Origin of the sequence: Kribbella solani (assembly GCF_014205295.1) — a bacterium.
GTDB classification, from domain to species: Bacteria; Actinomycetota; Actinomycetes; order Propionibacteriales; family Kribbellaceae; genus Kribbella; species Kribbella solani.
Window position 1 is genome coordinate 3,888,355 of the sequence record NZ_JACHNF010000001.1, and the last position, 18,498, is coordinate 3,906,852.

The 18,498-nt window shown below is 68.4% G+C and carries 23 protein-coding genes and 1 tRNA gene; 9 read left to right on the top strand and 15 right to left on the bottom strand.

The genetic code is table 11. From position 1 onward, the window contains the following. Positions 1–10 precede the first annotated feature (10 nt). The 3 genes from HDA44_RS17620 to HDA44_RS17630 all read left to right on the top strand — a co-directional run bounded on the left by HDA44_RS17620 (position 11) and on the right by HDA44_RS17630 (position 1,936). Positions 11–1,612: a substrate-binding domain-containing protein gene (locus HDA44_RS17620; protein WP_319039237.1), complete on the top strand. Its 1,602-nt coding sequence runs from the start codon at positions 11–13 to the stop codon at positions 1,610–1,612. 51 nt (positions 1,613–1,663) lie between these two features. Continuing rightward, a tRNA-Leu gene (locus HDA44_RS17625) sits at positions 1,664–1,744 on the top strand. A gap of 24 nt (positions 1,745–1,768) precedes the next feature. Continuing rightward, positions 1,769–1,936 (top strand): hypothetical protein, encoded by a 168-nt coding sequence (locus HDA44_RS17630; protein ID WP_184835762.1) that lies wholly within the window; start codon positions 1,769–1,771, stop codon positions 1,934–1,936. Between the two features lie 34 nt (positions 1,937–1,970). Here the strand turns inward: HDA44_RS17630 and HDA44_RS38085 are convergent, their stop codons facing one another. Further along, positions 1,971–3,206 (bottom strand): PEP/pyruvate-binding domain-containing protein, encoded by a 1,236-nt coding sequence (locus HDA44_RS38085; RefSeq protein WP_184835764.1) that lies wholly within the window; start codon positions 3,204–3,206, stop codon positions 1,971–1,973. Between the two features lie 72 nt (positions 3,207–3,278). On the opposite strand from HDA44_RS38085, the gene HDA44_RS17640 reads away from it, so the two are divergent. Together HDA44_RS17640 and HDA44_RS17645 are read left to right on the top strand one after the other, a co-directional pair. Next, entirely contained in the window at positions 3,279–3,740 is a 462-nt protein-coding gene (locus HDA44_RS17640; RefSeq protein ID WP_184835766.1) for a DNA-binding protein, read from the top strand. A gap of 182 nt (positions 3,741–3,922) precedes the next feature. Continuing rightward, entirely contained in the window at positions 3,923–4,459 is a 537-nt protein-coding gene (locus HDA44_RS17645) for a transcriptional regulator (protein WP_337906082.1), read from the top strand. 160 nt (positions 4,460–4,619) lie between these two features. Here HDA44_RS17645 and HDA44_RS17650 read toward each other — a convergent pair whose 3' ends face one another. From HDA44_RS17650 to HDA44_RS17665, 4 genes are read right to left on the bottom strand one after another with little or no spacing between them, the layout of a single operon-like run. Continuing rightward, positions 4,620–5,210, bottom strand: a complete 591-nt coding sequence (locus HDA44_RS17650; protein ID WP_184835770.1) for a hypothetical protein — start codon at positions 5,208–5,210, stop codon at positions 4,620–4,622. Between the two features lie 2 nt (positions 5,211–5,212). Continuing rightward, positions 5,213–5,818: an RdgB/HAM1 family non-canonical purine NTP pyrophosphatase gene (gene rdgB / locus HDA44_RS17655; RefSeq protein ID WP_184835772.1), complete on the bottom strand. Its 606-nt coding sequence runs from the start codon at positions 5,816–5,818 to the stop codon at positions 5,213–5,215. Continuing rightward, positions 5,815–6,531, bottom strand: a complete 717-nt coding sequence (rph, locus tag HDA44_RS17660) for a ribonuclease PH (protein WP_184835774.1) — start codon at positions 6,529–6,531, stop codon at positions 5,815–5,817. The genes rdgB and rph overlap by 4 nt, the downstream gene beginning before the upstream one ends. A 9-nt stretch (positions 6,532–6,540) precedes the next feature. Further along, entirely contained in the window at positions 6,541–7,500 is a 960-nt protein-coding gene (locus tag HDA44_RS17665) for a GDSL-type esterase/lipase family protein (RefSeq protein ID WP_184835776.1), read from the bottom strand. Between the two features lie 146 nt (positions 7,501–7,646). On the opposite strand from HDA44_RS17665, the gene HDA44_RS17670 reads away from it, so the two are divergent. Then, entirely contained in the window at positions 7,647–8,819 is a 1,173-nt protein-coding gene (locus tag HDA44_RS17670) for a Gfo/Idh/MocA family protein (protein ID WP_184835778.1), read from the top strand. A gap of 164 nt (positions 8,820–8,983) precedes the next feature. Next, positions 8,984–9,811 carry a hypothetical protein gene (locus tag HDA44_RS17675; RefSeq protein WP_202887414.1) on the top strand — a complete coding sequence of 276 codons (828 nt, stop codon included), beginning with the start codon at positions 8,984–8,986 and terminating at the stop codon, positions 9,809–9,811. Here HDA44_RS17675 and HDA44_RS17680 read toward each other — a convergent pair. The 5 genes from HDA44_RS17680 to murI all read right to left on the bottom strand — a co-directional run bounded on the left by HDA44_RS17680 (position 9,737) and on the right by murI (position 14,599). After that, entirely contained in the window at positions 9,737–10,423 is a 687-nt protein-coding gene (locus tag HDA44_RS17680; protein WP_184835783.1) for an acyl-CoA-like ligand-binding transcription factor, read from the bottom strand. The two genes, HDA44_RS17675 and HDA44_RS17680, sit on opposite strands and share 75 nt — an antisense overlap. Further along, positions 10,420–11,925 carry a DHA2 family efflux MFS transporter permease subunit gene (locus tag HDA44_RS17685; protein ID WP_184835785.1) on the bottom strand — a complete coding sequence of 502 codons (1,506 nt, stop codon included), beginning with the start codon at positions 11,923–11,925 and terminating at the stop codon, positions 10,420–10,422. Before HDA44_RS17685 ends, HDA44_RS17680 begins: the two co-directional genes overlap by 4 nt. Before the next feature lie 131 nt (positions 11,926–12,056). Then, a complete protein-coding gene (locus HDA44_RS17690) occupies positions 12,057–12,875 on the bottom strand; it encodes an alpha/beta fold hydrolase (protein ID WP_184835787.1) in 819 nt (272 codons plus the stop codon). Positions 12,876–12,885: 10 nt separating this feature from the next. Further along, complete coding sequence (locus HDA44_RS17695; RefSeq protein ID WP_184835789.1) at positions 12,886–13,632, bottom strand: MBL fold metallo-hydrolase; 747 nt, start codon at positions 13,630–13,632, stop codon at positions 12,886–12,888. 163 nt (positions 13,633–13,795) lie between these two features. Further along, positions 13,796–14,599, bottom strand: coding sequence for a glutamate racemase (gene murI / locus HDA44_RS17700; protein WP_184835791.1), 804 nt, complete (start codon positions 14,597–14,599; stop codon positions 13,796–13,798). Between the two features lie 167 nt (positions 14,600–14,766). Here murI and HDA44_RS17705 point away from each other — a divergent pair, with 167 nt between their 5' ends. Further along, positions 14,767–15,129, top strand: coding sequence for a hypothetical protein (locus HDA44_RS17705; RefSeq protein ID WP_184835793.1), 363 nt, complete (start codon positions 14,767–14,769; stop codon positions 15,127–15,129). A 113-nt stretch (positions 15,130–15,242) separates the two neighbouring features. Here HDA44_RS17705 and HDA44_RS17710 read toward each other — a convergent pair whose 3' ends face one another. Genes HDA44_RS17710 through HDA44_RS17720 form a run of 3 tightly spaced genes read right to left on the bottom strand, consistent with a single transcriptional unit; the run spans position 15,243 to position 16,936 of the window. Then, entirely contained in the window at positions 15,243–16,190 is a 948-nt protein-coding gene (locus tag HDA44_RS17710) for a PLP-dependent cysteine synthase family protein (RefSeq protein ID WP_184835795.1), read from the bottom strand. Positions 16,191–16,200: 10 nt separating this feature from the next. Continuing rightward, positions 16,201–16,479: a MoaD/ThiS family protein gene (locus HDA44_RS17715; RefSeq protein ID WP_184835797.1), complete on the bottom strand. Its 279-nt coding sequence runs from the start codon at positions 16,477–16,479 to the stop codon at positions 16,201–16,203. A 1-nt stretch (position 16,480) separates the two neighbouring features. Beyond that, positions 16,481–16,936, bottom strand: coding sequence for a M67 family metallopeptidase (locus HDA44_RS17720; RefSeq protein ID WP_319039221.1), 456 nt, complete (start codon positions 16,934–16,936; stop codon positions 16,481–16,483). Positions 16,937–17,039: 103 nt separating this feature from the next. On the opposite strand from HDA44_RS17720, the gene HDA44_RS17725 reads away from it, so the two are divergent. Continuing rightward, positions 17,040–17,423: a hypothetical protein gene (locus HDA44_RS17725; protein ID WP_184835801.1), complete on the top strand. Its 384-nt coding sequence runs from the start codon at positions 17,040–17,042 to the stop codon at positions 17,421–17,423. Between the two features lie 162 nt (positions 17,424–17,585). Here HDA44_RS17725 and HDA44_RS17730 read toward each other — a convergent pair whose 3' ends face one another. Next, positions 17,586–18,137, bottom strand: a complete 552-nt coding sequence (locus HDA44_RS17730; RefSeq protein ID WP_184835803.1) for a DUF2017 family protein — start codon at positions 18,135–18,137, stop codon at positions 17,586–17,588. Continuing rightward, positions 18,134–18,421 (bottom strand): ATP-dependent Clp protease adapter ClpS, encoded by a 288-nt coding sequence (gene clpS, locus HDA44_RS17735; protein ID WP_184835805.1) that lies wholly within the window; start codon positions 18,419–18,421, stop codon positions 18,134–18,136. Before clpS ends, HDA44_RS17730 begins: the two co-directional genes overlap by 4 nt. Between the last annotated feature and the right edge of the window lie 77 nt (positions 18,422–18,498).

Genomic DNA, 18,498 nt, shown 5'->3' on the forward strand with positions numbered 1-18,498 from the left:
CCGTCGCTCGGTGTACATCACCGCGGTCGGAATACTGGTGCTGACCCTGGGCGCGGTCTTCGTGGTCCGGTCCTTCGGATCGTCCTCCGGCGCCGACGGGTTCCTCGGCGGCAACAAGGCCTGCGACGACCCGACCCAGATCCAGCTCGCGACCACACCCGAGATGCAGCCCTCGATCGACGCGGCGGCCAAGGCGCTGACCGCCAAGGGCGGCAAGGACGGCAACCCGTGCCTGCAGTTCACCATCAGCGCGGCACCGTCCGCCCAGGTCGCCCGGGACGTCGCGCACGGCAGTGACACCCGGCCGGACCTGTGGATCCCCGACTCCTCACTGTGGGTCGCCCAGGCCGACGACGGCCAGACCGTCCCGAACATCGCGGTCGCCTCGATCGCTACATCACCACTGGTACTGGTCGGCCGGCGGACCAACTTCGCCGACACCTCGTCCTGGCTGCGCAGCCTGTCCGGCGCGAGCCCGGCCCTGCTCGACCCGCTGAACACGTCGCCGGGCGCGCTCACGCTGCTGTCGGTACAGATGGAACGGCAGAAGACCTCCGCCTCCGACACCCAGGTGTCCCAGGTGATCGTGCCGCTGGCCCAGCGCCTCGGCTCGATGGCGAAGCCGTACACGGACGTCAACGCCCTGCTCGGTCGCGCCGACCAGGACGGCAGCACAACCGTCGTACCGGCGTCTGAGCAAAGTTTCGTGAAGTACCAGGACGCGCACCCGGACGCCCAGCTGAAGGCGATCCAGCCCGCCACCGGCACACTCGCCCTGGACTACCCGATCGTCGTCACCGCGAAGTCCGACACCGACCAGGCGGACCAGGCAGCCAAGGCGCTCGGCAGCGAGCTGATGTCCGACGCCAGCGCCCAGGCCCGCGACCAGGCCGGATTCCGGGACACCGCGCTGAGCGCGCTGAGCGGCGGCCGCGGCGTCGGCGACGTCAGCCAGCTGACCAAGCCGACCAGCGAAGCCATCGACACCACCCTGCAGAACTGGACCCGCCTGTCGCTGTCCACGCACTCACTCGCGGTCGTCGACGTCTCCGGTTCGATGGCCGAGAAGGTCGGCGCCAAGACCCGGATGCAGCTCACCGTCGAGGCAGCGACCAGCGGACTCGACCTGTTCCCGGACAGCGCGAAGCTCGGTCTGTGGACGTTCTCGACCCAGATCGGCCCGGACAAGGCCGATTACAAGCAACTCGTACCGATCGCGCCGCTGTCCAAGGTGCAACGCGCCAAGATCGTCGGGCAGCTCAAGATCCAGCAGCCGATCGCCGGCGGCGGCACCGGTCTGTACGACACCGCGATCGCCGCCGTACGCCAGGTCCGGCAGCAGTACGACCAGAGCGCCGTGAACACGATTCTGCTCTTCACGGACGGCAAGAACGACGATCCCGGCAGCCCGACGCTCGCGCAGGCCGTTCGTACGCTCCAGGGCCTGCAGGACCCGTCCCGGCCGGTCCGGATCATCGCGCTCGGCATGGGGCCCGAGGCGAACGCCGACGAGCTCAGCGCGCTGGCCCAGGCCACCGGCGGTCAGGCCTACGTCGCCCGCAACCCCGGCGACCTGAAGGGTGTCTTCATCGACGCGCTCCAAAGCCGCTGACGCGAAAGCCTCCCCGTAGGATGTCCCCGCGGGGAGGCAACAGCCCCCTCGGCCAGAGTGGTGGAATGGCAGACACACCGGCTTTAGGTGCCGGCGCCCCCGGGCATGCGGGTTCGACTCCCGCCTCTGGCACAACTCGCGCAGTAGCATCGAAGTATGGGTAAGCCGCTGACCACGGTACTGGTGGTGGCCTTGATGATCGTCCTCATTGTCGGCATGGACGTGCTGTTCTTCCGGCACCAGTTCTGGCTGCGGCTGATGGCGAACGTCGGGATCGTGCTGGTGTTCCTGGCCTTCTCATTGCGCTTCTTGAAGCGGTCCTGAGCTGGGGGCCGGCCTGTTGGGCTGAGGCTGCTGATCAGAGGTGTACGGCGCCGGTGGTGGCGTCGAGAGTGATCTGCTTGCCGTTCCGGAGCCGGGTGGTGGCGGCCGGGACACTGACGATCGCGGGGATGCCGCGTTCGCGGGCAACGATGGCGGCGTGGGACAGGACCCCTCCGACCTCGGTGACTACGCCGGCAACGATGCCGAGCAGTGGCGTCCAGGCCGGGTCGGTGCAGCGGCAGACCAGGATGTCGCCGGGGCGTACATCAGCGAAGTCCTGCGGGCCACGGACAACCCGCACCGGACCAGACGCCGTACCACGGCTGGCGGGAACACCGGTGAGCATCGAACCGGCATCAGGGGTTGATGCCACGCCGGGGAGTGCTGCGGCGGCGCGGGTGGTGCTGTGGGGTGCGGGGGCGCGGGTGGGGCTGGGGGGTGAGGTGGTTATTGGGCGGGACTGGAGGAGCCAGAGCTGGTTGTTGGCGATGGCCCATTCGATGTCTTGGGGGCCGCCGAGGAGGTCGGTGACTTGGTTGCCGAGGGCGGCCAGCTGGGTGGCTGTTTCGGTGCTCAGGGTGGGTGTACGGCGGAGGTCGGCGGGGACGTCCTGTTCGAGCACGTGAGAGCCGGTGCGGTACAAGGCAGTGGGTTTGTCGGCGATGGTGGCGGTGACGGAGCCGTCGGCGGTGATTTCGTAGCTGTCGGGAGTCAGGCGGCCCTCGACGACCGACGGGCCCAGTCCCCAGGACGCTTCGATCAGAGTGCTGCCGGTCGCGTCCGCGGGCGTGAACATGACGCCAGACACTTCCGCGTCTACCAGCTCCTGGATCACAACCGCCATCGCAAGGGCCTGCACATCTGTTGTGCGGTACGCGGTGGCTCGAGTGGACCACAAAGAAGACCAGCAGGCGCGTACTGCGGTGGTGACGGCGGCGAGGCCTTGTACGCCGAGGAAGGTGTCGTACTGGCCGGCGGCCGAGGTGGTGGCGGTGTCTTCGTTGGTGGCCGAGGAGCGTACGGCCACGGGTGGGTCGCCAATGCTTTCGAGCCACGCACCGAGCCCAAAGATCAGCACCTCAGACAACAAATCAGCACTGGAGCCGACGTCAACCGGGGCGGTGGGGCTGGTGTTGGTGGGTGAGGGGAAGGCGGTGGTGGGGACGATGGCGGCGTTGGGGACCGGGAGTCCGGCGTTGTGGAGGGTGCTGAGGGTGGCTGCTTTGGGGCCGCAGGTGGGGGTGGTGGCGGCGTGCAGCGGGATCAGCACCGGCGGCTCCTATCAACGGGACGTTGACAACATTATGTTGACAACGTTTTGTTGATGATCCACTGTTGCGGGATGAGAAGCAAGCGGGACGCGACCAGCACTGGGCACCCACAGCAGCCTCAGGCGGCACGGGACCAGGGGGCGCGAGATCAGGCGGCGCGGGATCAAGGGGCGCGGGATCAGGGGCGGGCGGGGCGGGAGGCGGGGGCCCGGGGGCGGCTGGTGGAGCGGGGGGCCGGGGAGTTGGCGGCGCGGCCTTGGCGGCCGGCGCCGGTGCCGTTGTCGGCGGTGGATTTCGTGCAGTTCGGGTTGTGGCGGTCGGGTGAGTTGGGGGCGGAGGATCTGCTCGCGGCGCTGACGTTGTTGCCGGCGGCCCGGGCTGAGGTTGAGGAGTTGGAGGCGGGGTTGTTCTTCGTGGCCAGGAGTTCGGGGCTGACGTGGGCGGAGATCGCGGACGCGATGGGGTTCAGTTCACCGCAGGCCTGTCAGCAACGCTTCAACCGACTCACTGCCCGGCAGGAGACCACCTCATGACAGGGCAGGATTCGGCGCCGGGGCGCCCGCCCAGGCCGGGGCGCGAGTCGGAGCCGGAGCACGGCGCGGGGCGTGGAGTGGGGCTGGGGTGGGTGGGAGGGGTACTTGGGAGGGTGTTGCATGGGGTGCGGTTGGTTGGGTTTGGGGAGACGGGGGTGGTTGCTCGGCGGGTGTGGCTCTCGGTGGATGAGGTTGAGGGGGAGCTGATCGCGGCGGCGGCGTGTGGGTGGGTGACGCGGAGCAGTTTCGCGGGTACGGGTGGGTGGGCGCTGACCGAGACCGGGCGCGCCGAGAACGAGCGGCTGCTTGCGGATGAGCTTGCCGAAGTCAGCGGTGAGGACGCGGTGCGGAAGGTGTACGAGGAGTTCCTCCCGCTCAACGCCTTACTGCAGCGCGCCTGCGCCGACTGGCAACTTCGGCCGACCGCAACCGATCCGCTGGCCGCCAACGACCACACGGACCCGGACTGGGACGCGGGCGTACTGCATGAGCTCGCGGTCATCAATCGAGCCTTGGAGTCCATCGCCGGCCAACTAACGGCCGTCCTCCCCCGGTTCAGTGGGTACGACACTCGCTTCGCTGCCGCGCTTGCGCGGGTGCGGGCGGGTGAAACCGGTTGGGTCGACCGCAGCGATGTGGACTCCTGTCACCGGGTCTGGTTCGAGTTGCACGAGGACCTGCTCGCGACCCTCAACCTGAACCGCGGCGACGAGCTCTAGCAACTGCAGCTCGACAGTACGTATACGTCCACTGCCCTTGCCCGCGGGCGGCTCCGACGCTCGCCGACCGCGCCAGCAGCCGTATACGTACTGTCGAACCGCCGACGCGGGCTCCACCTGGCCGGGGACGAACCGCCGACGCGGGCTCCAGATGGGCGGGTTAGTTGCCTAGGGCGTTCAGGTAGGCGGCACCGCGAGGGGAGATGCGGTAGCCGACCTCGAGGCTGTAGGTGAGGCCGAGGTTCTTCAGTTTGCGGACGTCCAGTTTGAAGGGGGCGGTGTCGCGGCCCAGGGAGGCGGCGAGGTCGCCGGCCCGGGTGGCGGGGGTGGACTGGATGAGCCGCAAGGTCTCGGTGGTCCACGGACCGTGGTTGCTGGCCTGGTCGAAACGCGCGAGCCGCTCTCGAAGGTCGGCCAGGTCCTCGGCGCTCAGCGTCGCGTCCGACGCGAGCTGCTCCCGCGGGTCCGGACCTTCGACCAGGTGGAAGCGGATCAGGAACGTCGGCTGTGAGTCGTCGCCGCGCAACCGCCGGCGGACGTCTTTCGCGTTCTGCCGATCGGCGAGCGCGACGTCCGGGTCGGTGTCCGTGATCAGGTCCGGGTTGACCTGCTTGATGCTGTCGATCGAGATCCGGCCCGCGTTGGTGCGGTAGATCCGTCCTTCGACCACCCGCGGCTCGGCCCAGCGCCGGTACGCGACGGTGATCTTTCCCTCCGCGACTCCGTCGCGATCCGATCCGGCGAACAGCATTCTTAGCTCCCCAGGGCTTTGGCGACGATCGGGGCGAGGGCGCGTAGCGCCTTGCCTCGGTGGCTGATGGTGTCCTTTTCCTCGATCGAGAGCTCGGCCGTGGTCCGGTCGTAGCCTTCGGCCTGGAACAGCACGTCGTACCCGAAGCCGCCGGTTCCACGCAACGAGCGGGTCACCGCGCCACGCATCTCGCCGAGGATGATCTCGTCCGGGCCGTCGGGGCGTACGAAGGCGACCGCCGCGACGAAGGACGCGCCGCGCCGCTCGTCCGGAACGTCCTCCAACTGACCGAGCAGCAGCAGGTTGTTCGCGTGGTTGTCCTTCGCGGGGCCGGACCAGCGCGCCGAGAGGACGCCGGGCATGCCGTTCAGCGCGTCCACGCAGATGCCGCTGTCGTCGGCGATCGACGGCAGGCCGGTCGCCTTCAGCGCGGCGTGTGCCTTGAGCAGCGCGTTGCCTTCGAAGGTCGGCTCGGTCTCGGCCGGTTCCTCGTACGGCGGGACGTCGCCGAGCCCGAGCACCTCGATCCCCGGCACGATCGGGGTCAGGATCCGGCGTAGTTCTTCGAGCTTCTTCTTGTTGTTCGAGGCCAGCAGTACGCGGCTCATGCCAGCGCCTCCTGCTGGAGCTTCGCCAGGTCGGCGCATCCGGACGTACCCAGCGCGAGCAGGCTGTCCAGCTCGGCGCGGTCGAACGGCGCGCCCTCGGCCGTACCCTGCACCTCGATGAACTTGCCGTCGCCGGTGATCACCAGGTTCATGTCCGTCTCGGCCCGGACGTCCTCCTCGTAGCAGAGGTCCAGCATCGGCGCACCGTCGATGATCCCGACCGACACCGCGGACACCGTACCGGTCAGTGGCTCGCTCTTCAGCAGCTTCCGCTCGCGCAACCAGGACACCGCGTCCGCCAGCGCGACGTACGCCCCGGTGATCGCGGCCGTCCGGGTGCCGCCGTCGGCCTGGAGGACGTCGCAGTCGAGCAGGATGGTGTTCTCGCCGAGCGCCTTGTAGTCGATCACGGCCCGCAGCGAACGCCCGATCAGCCGGGAGATCTCGTGCGTACGCCCACCGATCTTGCCCTTCACCGATTCGCGGTCGGAGCGGGTGTTGGTGGCGCGCGGGAGCATCGCGTACTCGGCGCTGACCCAGCCGAGGCCGCTGCCCTTGCGCCAGCGCGGTACGCCCTCGGTGACACTCGCGGCGCACAGCACCCGGGTCCGCCCGAACTCGACCAGCACCGAGCCTTCGGCGTGGTCCAGCCAGTTCCGGGTGATCTTCACCGGGCGGAGCTGGTCTGCGGTACGTCCATCGATACGGGCCATACGCAGACCCTATGCCTCCAACTGCCTCGCTTCCGCATCGGCAGAGGAAGGAGCAGAAGAAAGAGACGGAGAGAGGAGGCGCCGCACCTCCGCATCGGCGGTGGAGGGAAGAGACGGCGGAAGCGATAGGAGGCGTCGCACCTCCGCGTTGGTACCTACTGGAAGGGACCCGGCAGGTGGATGGAACTGGGTCAGGGCCATGCGGGCTGCCCAGGGCAGCAAGTCGTTGGCTCGGCGGCCTACCCACGGCACGCCCTCGCGGACCAGCCACATCGCGTCCGCCCAACGGCTCGGCGGGCGGTACGCGCAGTCCAGGTCGGGCGGTACGTCGATCCGTACGCCCCGAACCGCCAGCTCGTCCGCGAACGCCCGCGCCAGCTTGCGGTGCCCGCGCTCCCCCGGATGCAGCCGGTCGACGCTCCAGAAGTCCCGCCGATAGATCTCCGGGTACGCGGCCATGTCCAGCCGGATCCCCCCGTACCGGGCATGCAGGTCGTCGTACGCGACGTTGACCTGCTCGATCCGATGCCACAACGGCCGCCGCAACCACCGCGGCAACCCGAACACCTTGCCGTGGTCATGGAACCGCACGGTGAGCAGCAGCGCCCCGCGCGCGGTCAACTGCTCGGCACACAGCTGCAGGTGGTCCCGAATCCGCCCGGCGTCGAACGACGACCGCAAGGTGTCGTTCACGCCGACGATCAGCGAGGCGAGGTCGATCGGCCCGTCGCCGGTTTCGGGCAGTTGCTCGGTCGCGACCACCGGCACGGTGGCGCCGCTGGTCGCGAAGTTGGAGAACGTCACACGGTGGGAGCTGGCCAGGGCGGCCGCGAGCAGCGAGGCCCAGCCTCGCCACCCCTGACCCGGTCGTGCTCCGGCACCGGACAGGTCGGTCGTACTGCTGCCGTTCATCGGGTCCCCGACACCCACGGTGGTCGAGTCCCCCAGTGCCACGTAGTGGAGGCTCACATTCCGCCATGGTGTCGGCACCGAGCGAGACGCCGATGTGCGGCGGGTGACGGGCAGCCCAATTCCACCTGGAGGATCGGTGATTGATTGACAGAATTGCTCGGAGTTAGGCTGTTGCAAACATCTATGTGCAGGAGTTGCCTGGTATGAGTGATCTTCGGTTCGGCGTGGTGGGGCTCGGGGCCCGCAGCCGCCTGGCGCAGTACGCGCACCGTCCCGGCGAGGGGTCCGAGGTCGTGGCCCTGGCCGACCCGTCCGCTCCGCAGCGGGACGCGGCCCTGGAGTTGTACCCGCGGGCGTCGGCGTACGCCTCCCACACCGAGCTGCTGGACCAGAAGCTCGACGGGGTCTTCCTGACCACGCCCGACGACCTGCATGAGGGGCCGGCGGTCGACTTCCTCCAGGCCGGCGTCTCGGTGTTCGTCGAGAAGCCGCTCGCGATCACCACCGAGGGCTGCGACCGGGTCCTGCAGGCGGCGTACGGGTCCGGCGCCCGGCTGTACGTCGGCCACAACATGCGCCACATGCCGGTCGTACTGACGATGCGGAAACTGATCCAGGACGGCGCGATCGGTGACGTGAAGGCGATCTGGTGCCGGCACTTCGTCGGCCACGGCGGCGACTACTACTTCAAGGACTGGCACGCCGACCGCAGCCGTACGACCGGACTGCTGTTGCAGAAGGGCGCCCACGACCTCGACGTGATGCACTGGCTGGCCGACGGCTACACGACCCGGGTCAACGCGATGGGCGCGCTCACGCTGTACGGCGGGATCGAGGACCGGCAGGACCGGTCCGGCCAGCGGTTCGGTGACTTCGTGTCGATCGACCACTGGCCGCCGCTGGAGCAGAAGGGGATGGCTCCGGTGATGGACGTCGAGGACATCTCGATGGCGAACCTGCTGCTCGACAACGGCGTCTTCATGACGTACGAGCAGTGCCACTACACGCCGGACTACTGGCGCAACTACACCGTCATCGGTACGCACGGCCGGCTGGAGAACTTCGGTGACACCGCCGGTGGCGTGGTCAAGGTGTGGAACAGCCGCCGCTCCGGGTACCGCGAGGACGCCGACCTGGTCGTCGAGATCACCGGCGAGAACGAGGACCACGGCGGCGCGGACCCGCATCTGGTCGCCGAGTTCGTGCAGTTCGTCCGCGACGGCGGCGCGACGCTCACCTCTCCGATCGCCGCCCGCGCCGCGGTCGCCGCCGGGTACGCCGCGACTCAGTCGTTGCGCGCGAACGGCGTCCCGCAGGACGTCCCGGCGCTCGACCCCGCCCTGGTCAGCTATTTCGAGAACGGCCAGGCAAAGTAAGGGGTGCTACCATCCACGATGTGACCTGGTACGCCACGATGCGAATGCTGAGCCCTCGGTACGGAGGACTCTAGCGGCGTACGCACCTGTGCTTGCAGCGAGAGGCCCCCTGTGTCGGGGGCCTCTTTCGTTTCCCGAACCTGCAACCACTTGTGGAGCTTCCCGTGTACCCGATCACCTATGTCACCGACTGTTTCGACGGCAACGCCCGGGCCAGACTCAGTACCCGGATCGGCGCCCTGTTCGGCCAGTCGCCGACCATCGTCGCTGCCGACGGACCCGATCCGGAGTCGTTCGCCGCGCTCACCTTGCTCGACTGCCTGATCGCGACCGAGTCCCTCGGCGAAGAAGGTCACCCGACCATCACCCTGCTGAACATCGCGCCGCGCGACGGTGTGTGGCCGAACGGCGTCCCGTTCTGCTGGTTCCGGTACGGCAAGCACCTGGTCGCGAGTACGTTCAACCCGCGCGTACTCGCCCAGGTCCAGCGCGAGCTCGGGATCGAGCGGGTGCACGTCACCGACATCCGCGCCGCGGTGACGGCGGCCGGGTTCGCCCCGGCGGAGGTGGACAAGATCGCCGGCACCCAGTTCCGAAGTCTCTGGTACCTGCCGTTGCTGGCCAAGTGGGTCGCCGACGGCCGGGACGTACCTTCGGCCGAAACCGCGATACCGGAAACGTACGACCCCGAGCCGGTCGTTGCCGTCGTCGACAACTTCGGCAACTGCAAACTCGACCGCCGCTTGGACCTCACCTTCGGCGCCACCCTGACCGTTGCCCAGCGCAACGATGATGGCAGTACGACCCCGGTGGACGTGATCTGCTACCCGCACCTCACCGCCGTACCCCGAAACTCCCCCGGCATCATCCCCGGCAGCTCCGGCACCGGCTACACCGAACTCGTAATCCGCGGCGCCTCAGCCGCAACCACCTTCGGCCTCCAACCCGGCGACCCCCTGACCACAACCGCCGACATCTGCTCGGTCGCTTGAGCTGAGCTTCAGTCCGTCGAGTTGGTCGAAGGCCAGGTCCATGGTTTGCAGGTACTTGGGGAGGGGGGCGTCGATCGCCAGTTGGCGGTAGGTGGCCATCATGACGCCGACGACCGCGCCGGCCCAGGCGCGGACGGACAGGTCGTCGGGGGCGCGGCCGGTGCGTTCGGCGGCGAGGGTGACCAGGAGATCGATGCCTTCGTAGAGCTGGTCGAGCATTCGGACCCGGAGTTCGGGGGCGTTCATGACGAGGCGCTGGCGCTCGGACTCCAGTTCCCATTCGTCGTCGGTCAGCTCGGACATGCTCTGCCGGATCGCCGCCTGGAGGGCCTCGGTCGGGGTCAGTTCAGCGGGCTGGCTACGGAAGAGTTCGATCATCACCGGATCGAGCCGGTCGAGGACGACGGTGTCCTCCTTGGTCGCGAAGTACCGGAAGAACGTCGCCGGTGACACCTCGGCCGCGGCCGCGATCTCCTGCACGGTCGTCTCGGCGTACCCCTGATCCTTGAACAGCCGCAGCGCGTGCTCCTGGATGGCGGCCCGGGTCTTCGCTTTCTTGCGTTCGCGCAGCCCGAGTGGTTTCCCCGGCGGCTCGGCCCTGTGCGCGGTCATGCTCCGATTGTGGCAACTTTCTCCGCCGGCGCGACGGCACCCCGGGTCCGGCGTGGCAGGAAGACCAGCGCGAGCACGATCGACAGCACCGCGATCCCGCCGCACACCCACAGCGTCAGGTCCATCCCGGTCACGAACGCGGCCCGCGCCGACCGGGTCAGCTCCGGCGAACCGATCGCGATCGCGCCGGATGCGCTGTCACGGGCGGCGGTGGCGGCCGCGGGTGGCAGGCCGGTGACGTCCAGGTGATTCCGGTACGCGGCGTTGAGTACCGTACCGAGTATCGCGACCCCGAGCGTGCCGCCGACCTGACGGGACGCCTGGATCAACGCGGACCCCGATCCGCTCTGTTCGAGCGGCAACGCGGCGAGCGCCAATCCGTTCATCGGCGGCAGCGTGAAGCCGATGCTCACCCCGACCAGACTGACCCAGATCGCGGTGTACCCGTACCCGTCGCCGACCTCGGTGAACGCGCCGAGCACCAGCCCGGCCAGCATCAACCCGAACCCGATCAGCACCGGCACTCGCGCGCCGGCCGTCTCGACCAGCCGCTCGGCGACCTTGGCGCCGACCAGCATCCCGCCGATGATCGGCAGCAACCGCAGCCCGGCCTGGAACGCGTCCGCGCCCTGCACCGCCTGGAAGAGCTGCGGTAGCACGAACATCAACCCCACCAGCGCGAACGACGCCAGGGTCGCCAGGACCGTACCCCAGGTGAACCCGGGCGACCGGAACAGCCCGAGGTCGATCAGCGGATGCGTCGCCCGCCGCGCCCAGGCCCAGAAGGCGAACAGCAACAGCACGCCGACCGCGATCGCACCGAGCGTCCAGCCCGATCCCCAACCACGCTCGCCGGCCGCGATGAACCCGTACGTCAGCGCGACCAGCCCGGCCGCGGACAGCCCGATGCCGGGTACGTCGATCCGCCGCGACCGATGCCCTCGCGTCGCCGGAATCAGCAGTGCCACCGCGACCAGACCGACCACGACCAGCGGCAGGTTGATCAAGAAGATCGAGCCCCACCGGTAGTGGTCGAGCAGCCAGCCGCCGAGCACCGGACCGAGCGGGATGCCGAGCGAGTTCGCCATCAGCCAGATCGTCATCGCGCGCTGCCGCTCCGCCGGCGCGAACAGCAGGTTCAGCAGCGACATCGACAACGGGATCAGGAACGCCGATCCGATCCCGAGCGCGGCCCGCGCCGCGATCAGCTCCCCCGGCGTACTCGCGAACGCGCACGCCGCCGACGCCAGCCCGAACACCACCAGCGCCCCGAGCATCAGCCGCTTCGGCCCGAACCGGTCACCCAGCAACCCGGCCGGGAGCAGCAACGACGCCAGCACCAGCGTGTACGCGTTCGCGAACCACTGCAGCTGGCTGGTCGACGCCTGCAGATCCGTGGCGAGCGTCGGCAGCGCGACGTTCAGCACGGTCAGGTCAAGCCCGATCACGATCAGGCTGACGGACATCGCCGCCAGCGCCCACCACCGACGTGGATTCAGCATCCCGAACACCTTTCTGAGATCAGCTCTAATTTGAGAGTAGATCTCAGAATTAAGATTTGTCCACTGCCCAGGCGGCTCCTGGACCGGCCGGCGCTGGACCGGCCGGCTCCTGCCGACGCCGGGCCGGCGGGCTACTCAACCGCGGCGCGCAGCACCTCCCGGACCAGCTCGGGCTGCTCCAGCCATGGCGAGTGGCCGGCGTCCGGGATCAGCTCGAATGTGTGGTTCGGCGCCGCCTCGGCCAGCTCGCGGACCGCGGTGGCCGGACGTGGGTCGTGTTCGCCGTGTACGAAGGTGATCGGCGCCCGGACCGCCGCCACGAGTGCCTTCACCTCCTCGGCCGACCAGCCGTTGATCTCGGCCCCCAGCGCACTGTTCGCCGCGAAGTTGATCGGCAGGTCGACGACCGCGCTCGCGTACGCCCAGGTCATCGCCCGCTCGCGATCCGCGTGATCCGTGAACCACGACAACGCGCGAAACTCGGTCTCCTCGGCGGAGCTCCTGGGCCGGCCGGACACCTCGGTCCGGCCGGACAGTTCCTCAAGCCGCGCGGCCTGCTCGGGCGTCATCCGGCGGGCGCGCTCCGCGTAGTACGGCGTACGCCAATCACCGACGCCGACCCCGTCGAGATACACCACGCCCGCAACCCGATCGGCGTACGCGGCCGCGTACTTCAACGCGAGCGTCGCGCCGAAGGAGTGGCCGATGACAACGATCCGCGAATGACCGAAGTACGCGCGCAACTCGTCGATGTCCCGCGCGAGCCGCGCCATCGTCTGCGTAGCGGACGGGTCCGACCGCCCACAACCGCGCTGGTCGAAGCGATGCACGACGGTCAGGTCGTCGAGCATGCCGGCCAGGACCTCGTAGTCGTCCCATAATCCCGGACCACCATGCAGGATCACGACCGGCGCGCGGCGCGTGCCGACACCGGTTGTGGCCGTCCACAACCGGACACCGTCAGATGTCGAAAACGGCATTCGTACTGGCGATTTCGATCGGCCCGCTGAACGTACGCCGCGCATGCTCCGCTTGGACGACCGGGTCGTACCAGGGTGGAACGTGCGTGATCACGAGCCGTTTCGCACCGGCCTTCGTGGCATGTTCGCCGGCATCGGACGGGGTCAGATGCAGGTCGGCCGGATTGCCCGGATCGCCGTCCGGAAGCGCCGCTTCGGACAGCAACACGTCGGCGCCACGGGCCAGCTCGATCAGCGCTTCGTTCGGCCCGGTATCGCCGGTGTAGACGAGCACCCTGCCGCCGTACTCGACGCGGATCGCGTAGGCCGGGACCGGATGCACCATCGGCGCGGTCCGGATCGTGAACGGCCCGATGGCCTGAACTTCCTGCCAGGCATGGAAGTCCAGCTCCTCCTCCATCCCCGGATCGAGCGGCAGATCGTACGCGAGGGCCATTCGCTCCGACGCACCCGGCGGCCCGTACACGGGGATCCGCGGGATCGGCGCGCCCGGCGCGTACCGGGCCGCGACGTACAGGCCGCACAGGTCCATGCAGTGGTCAGGATGCAGGTGGGAAAGGCCGATCGCCCCGATCTCCGGCACGGCGAGATGCCGTTGCAACGTGCCGAGCGCGCCACTGCCGAGGTCGAGGACCAGGTTGAATCCCTCGGCGGTGACCAGATAGCTCGAGGCGGCCGAGTCCGGCCCGGGGACGGACCCGGAGCAACCGATCACGGTGAGCTTCATACCCGGAACCCTACCGGCGACCACCGACCTTCGCAGGCCGCGCGGACGCGTCGATCCGGTTACCACACAGGCATCCGGGTACCGACCGATGCCCCCGACAACTTCAGCACATTCTTGCGGACATCAACCAATCTTCAACCGAACCGGCAGCGAACCGGCGACGTCAGCGAACCCAGGCGAACTGATCGACGGCGGACAGCACCGGCCCGAGGAAGCGGGAGCCGATCGCCGCGAACTCGTCCGGACTGCCGGTGGTGACGAACCGATGCTGCGGCGCGGGCAGACTGTCCGGGCGGAGCAGTCCGGTTTTGGTCAGCACTCCGTACACGTCCTTGGCGCACTCGTCGGCGCTGCTGACCAGAGTGACATTGTCGCCCATCACGTACGAGATGACGCCGGTGAGCAACGGGTAGTGCGTGCACCCGAGGATGAGGGTGTCGACGCCGGCCTCGACCATCGGGTCCAGGTACTCGTGCGCGGCCTCGATCAGCTCCGGGCCGGACGTCACGCCGGACTCGACGAACGGGACGAACTTCGGGCAGGCCTTGGTGAACAGCTCGATCTGCGGCGCGGCCGCGAACCCGTCCTCGTACGCCAAGGACTGCGCGGTCGCCTTTGTACAGATCACGCCGACGCGCTGGTTCCGGGTCGCGGCGACCGCGCGCCGGGCGGCCGGCAGGATCACCTCGACGACGGGCACGTCGTACCGCTCGCGGGCGTCCCGGAGCATCGCGGCGCTGGCCGAGTTGCACGCGATCACCAGCATCTTCACGCCGGCCTCGACCAGATGGTCCAGGCACTCCAGCGCGTACTCGCGTACCTCAGCGATCGGCTTCGGGCCGTACGGCTGCCGGGCGGTGTCGCCGAGATAGAGGATCGGCTCGTGCGGCAACTGGTCGAGTACGGCGCGCGCGACGGTGAGTCCGCCGAAGCCAGAGTCGAAGATCCCCACCGGTGCATCAGCCACGGGAAGAGCTTATACAGGTCCGCCGCCGGGCAAGCAGGAAGCGAGCCTTACCTAACCCGAATCGGCGACACGCCGGAGTTGTCCACATCTTTACGTTATCGAATTGCCTTTTCCCGTGATGCACGCCACTCTGGAGCGATGTTTGTTCGACCGCCCCTCGTGATGCCATGAACCTGGCGCACCAGATCGCGGTGACGCTCCTGAGCAGCACCGCCGCACCAACTCCGCAACCCGACCACGTGACTGCCGCCTCGGCGGCCGGTCAGGCCACGGAGTCCAGCCAAGGCACCGCCGCAGCCGTCGCGTCGTCCCTCGGGCCGACCGGGCTGTTGCTGTTACTGGCCATGGCGACGATTGCTTTCTACGTCGTCTCGCTGACCCTGCACCCGAACGCGAAATGCAATCGATGCAAAGGTGCCGGCCGGCACCACGGCAGCATGTTCAGCTACGCCCAGCGCCCCTGCAACAGTTGCAAGGGCCGCGGCGTCCATCCCCGACTCGGCCGCAAGGTCCTGTTCAAACAACCCTAGGCGGTGACCATCAGCTCATAGATGCCTTAGGCAACAATCGCGGTACGGCGCTCCGCCCGCCGGCCCGCTCCCCTGCTGGGCTCACGCCCAGAGCTGATCACGCCCAAAGCTGATCACGCCCAGAGCTGGCCTTCGAGCCGGTTCTCGGCTTCGTCCACGGTGCCCTCGTACGCGCCGGTGGACAGGTACTTCCAGCCACCGTCCGGGACGACGAAGGCAATGTCGGCAGGCACGCCCGCACGTACACACTTGGCCGCCTGACCGAGGGCCGCGTGCAGGATCGCGCCGGTGGAGACACCCGCGAAGATCCCTTCGTTGTCGAGCAGCTCACGCACCCGGCGGACCGCGTCCCGCGGGCCGACCGAGAAGCGGGCGTCGATCAGCGTCTCGTCGTACAGCTCGGGGACGAACCCCTCCTCCAGGTTGCGCAGGCCGTAGACCAGCTCGCCGTAGCGCGGTTCGGCGGCGACGATCTTCACCTCCGGCTTGTGATCCCGGAAGAACCGGCCGGCGCCCATCAACGTACCGGTGGTGCCGAGGCCGGCCACGAAATGCGTCACCGACGGCAGGTCGTCGAGGATCTCGCGCGCGGTGCCGTCGTAGTGCGCCAGCGCGTTCGACGGGTTGCCGTACTGGTACAGCATCACCCAGTCGGGATGTTCGGCCGCGACCTGCTTGGCCACCCGGACCGCCTCGTTCGAACCACCGGCGGCGGGCGACGAGATGATCTCGACACCCCACATCCGGAGGATCTGGCGGCGCTCCTCGGAGGTGTTCTCCGGCAGTACGCAGACCATCCGGTACCCGCGCAGCTTGGCCGCCATCGCGAGTGAGATGCCGGTGTTGCCCGAGGTCGGTTCGAGGATCGTGGTGCCCGGGCGGAGCCGGCCGTCCTTCTCCGCGTCCAGCAGCATCCGCAACGCGGCCCGGTCCTTGATCGAGCCGGTCGGATTCCGGTCCTCGAGCTTCGCCCAGAGCCGTACCTCCGCCGACGGCGACAACCGCGGCAGGCCGATCAGGGGCGTACCGCCGACCGAATCGAGCAAGCTGTCGAAGCGCACGGCCGCTCGCTCAGCCGCCGGCGACCGCGGGCAGTACGACGACGACGTCGCCGTCCTTCACCTCGGTCTTCAGGCCGCCGGTGAACCGGACGTCCTCGTCGTTCACGTACACGTTCACGAACCGGCGCAGCTCCTCCGGCTCACCCTCCACGATCCGCTCCTTGAGCCCCGGGTGGTTGCCGTTCACGTCGTCGATGAAAGCGGCCAGGTCGGTACCGTCGCCGGTGACCGCCTTCGCTCCGCCGGTGTAGGTGCGCAGGATCGTCGGCACGCGCAGTTCGATCGCCATCTCAGTGCTCTCCTTCGGTCTCTTGATAGGAACCAACCACGCGGACTTCTTCTTCCCTGACCTCGCCGTCGACGATCCGGTACGAACGGAACTCGACCGGCCCGTCGTACGCCGCGGCGTGCGCGCCGTCCCGGGTCGACACCAGCACGTAGTGCGCGCCCGGCTCCTGGGCCAGGTTGATGTCGGTACGCGACGGGTAGGCCTCGGTGCCGGTGTGCGAGTGGTAGATCACCACCGGCTCCTCGTCCCGGGCGTCCATCTCCTTGTACAGCCGGAGCAGATCACCGGAGTCGAACTCGTAGAACGTCGGCGACATCGCCGCGTTCAGCATCGGCACCAGCCGCACCGCCCGATCGGACCCGACCGGTCCCGCGACCACCCCACACGCCTCGTCCGGATGATCCTTCCGCGCGTGCGCGACGATCGCGTCGTACGTCTCCTGCTCGATGGTCAGCACCCCTCCACGGTAGTAGCCCCAACCCCCCGATCCCGCCGACCGCCCGTGCCGTCCAGATAGTGGATGGTTTCGGAGAGTAGTTCTCTGGTGATACTGCGTGAACATGAGGGGATTGCGAAAGTACTGGGGATATCTGCTGTTCGTCGCGCTGATCACCACGGCGTGGACCTGGACGCTCGGACCGGGCGTACTGGTCGCCGCGTGGGTGCTGGTCACGGCGTTCTTCTTGTTTCAAGCGCCGGTGTACTGCGGCGCCGAGACCCGAGCCGGTCAGCTGTGCCGCAACAACGCGAACGGGATTCTGATGGGCTGCAGCTTCCGCCAGCACAAGTGGCAGAAACTGAAACTGGCCTTCGTTCCACGACGCTGGCGCGAGCTGAACAAAGGCTTGTGGGTCAGCGGCGGCAAGATCCTGGCGACCCTGAGCGCGATCGTCGCCGTCGTCTCCGGCGTTGTCAGCACGACGCTCGCAGTCGTCAACGCCTGACGCTGTTGACTTGTTACCCCTCCCCCGCACCCGCCGGCACCGCCCCGAACAAGAGTGGATATCCACCGCTCTGGTGGGTTCTCCACCCGCATACCGGTGGAGGACCCACCAAACGAGTGGAGAACCCCGCCGACCGCCGGTCCGTCCAGGATGCGGACGTGCTCAGCGCATGTTGTGGAGGAGGGCGGACTGGAGGTAGCCGAGCCAGTCGTAGAGGTCGTAGGTGAGGCGGCGGGGGTCGTCGTCGGCGAGGGATTCCCAGGTGGTGTAGTCGTCCTCGTCCTTGATGTCGAGGCGGGTGCCGATGGCGAGGCGGAGGTCGTTCAGGGCGCGCAGCCAGGAGAGCTGTTCGCCGGGTTCGAGGGCGATCTCGTCGGCGCCGGACTCCTCCAGCGCGGACAGCACCCGCTTGGCGTCGGTGACCTTGCCCTCGCGCAGGCCGCGCTCGGTGAACCGGCGGAACTCGGCCGATGCCATGTCGTCCTGTTTGTACGCGTCCGGAAGCAGCCGCTGGAGCACGACGTCCTCCGGCGGTGCGGTCGGACCGTCCGAGTCGAGTAGGGCCGCGAACGGGTCGGAGGACTCGGTGGTCCGCGGCGGCAGGCCGTCGTACAACAGCTCGACGAGGTTGCGGAGCAGGTTCGCCAGGATGTCGGCCTCGTGCTCGGCGAAGCTGACGACGACCGTCTTGCGGCGCTTGCGGAACCGCGTCACGACTTCTCGCAGGTGGCCCACAGGCCGTAGGTGTGCATCGCTTCCACGTCGCGTTCCATCGCTTCCCGGTTGCCGTTCGACACCGCCGACTTGCCTTCGGCGTGCACCTGCATCATCAGCTTCTCCGCCTTCTGCTTGGAGTAGCCGAAGTAGGTCTGGAAGACGAACGTGACGTAGTCCATCAGGTTGACCGGATCGTTCCAGACGATGGTCACCCAGGGTGGGCTCAACTCGATCGCCTCGTCAACCTCGGCGCTCTCGAGTTCGCTTGGTGCGGTGGTCACCTGTCCATTCTCTCCATCATCGGTTCCGCGTTCGCAATAGGCTGCCCTTGTGACCCACTCGACGGCGCTGCTGACCG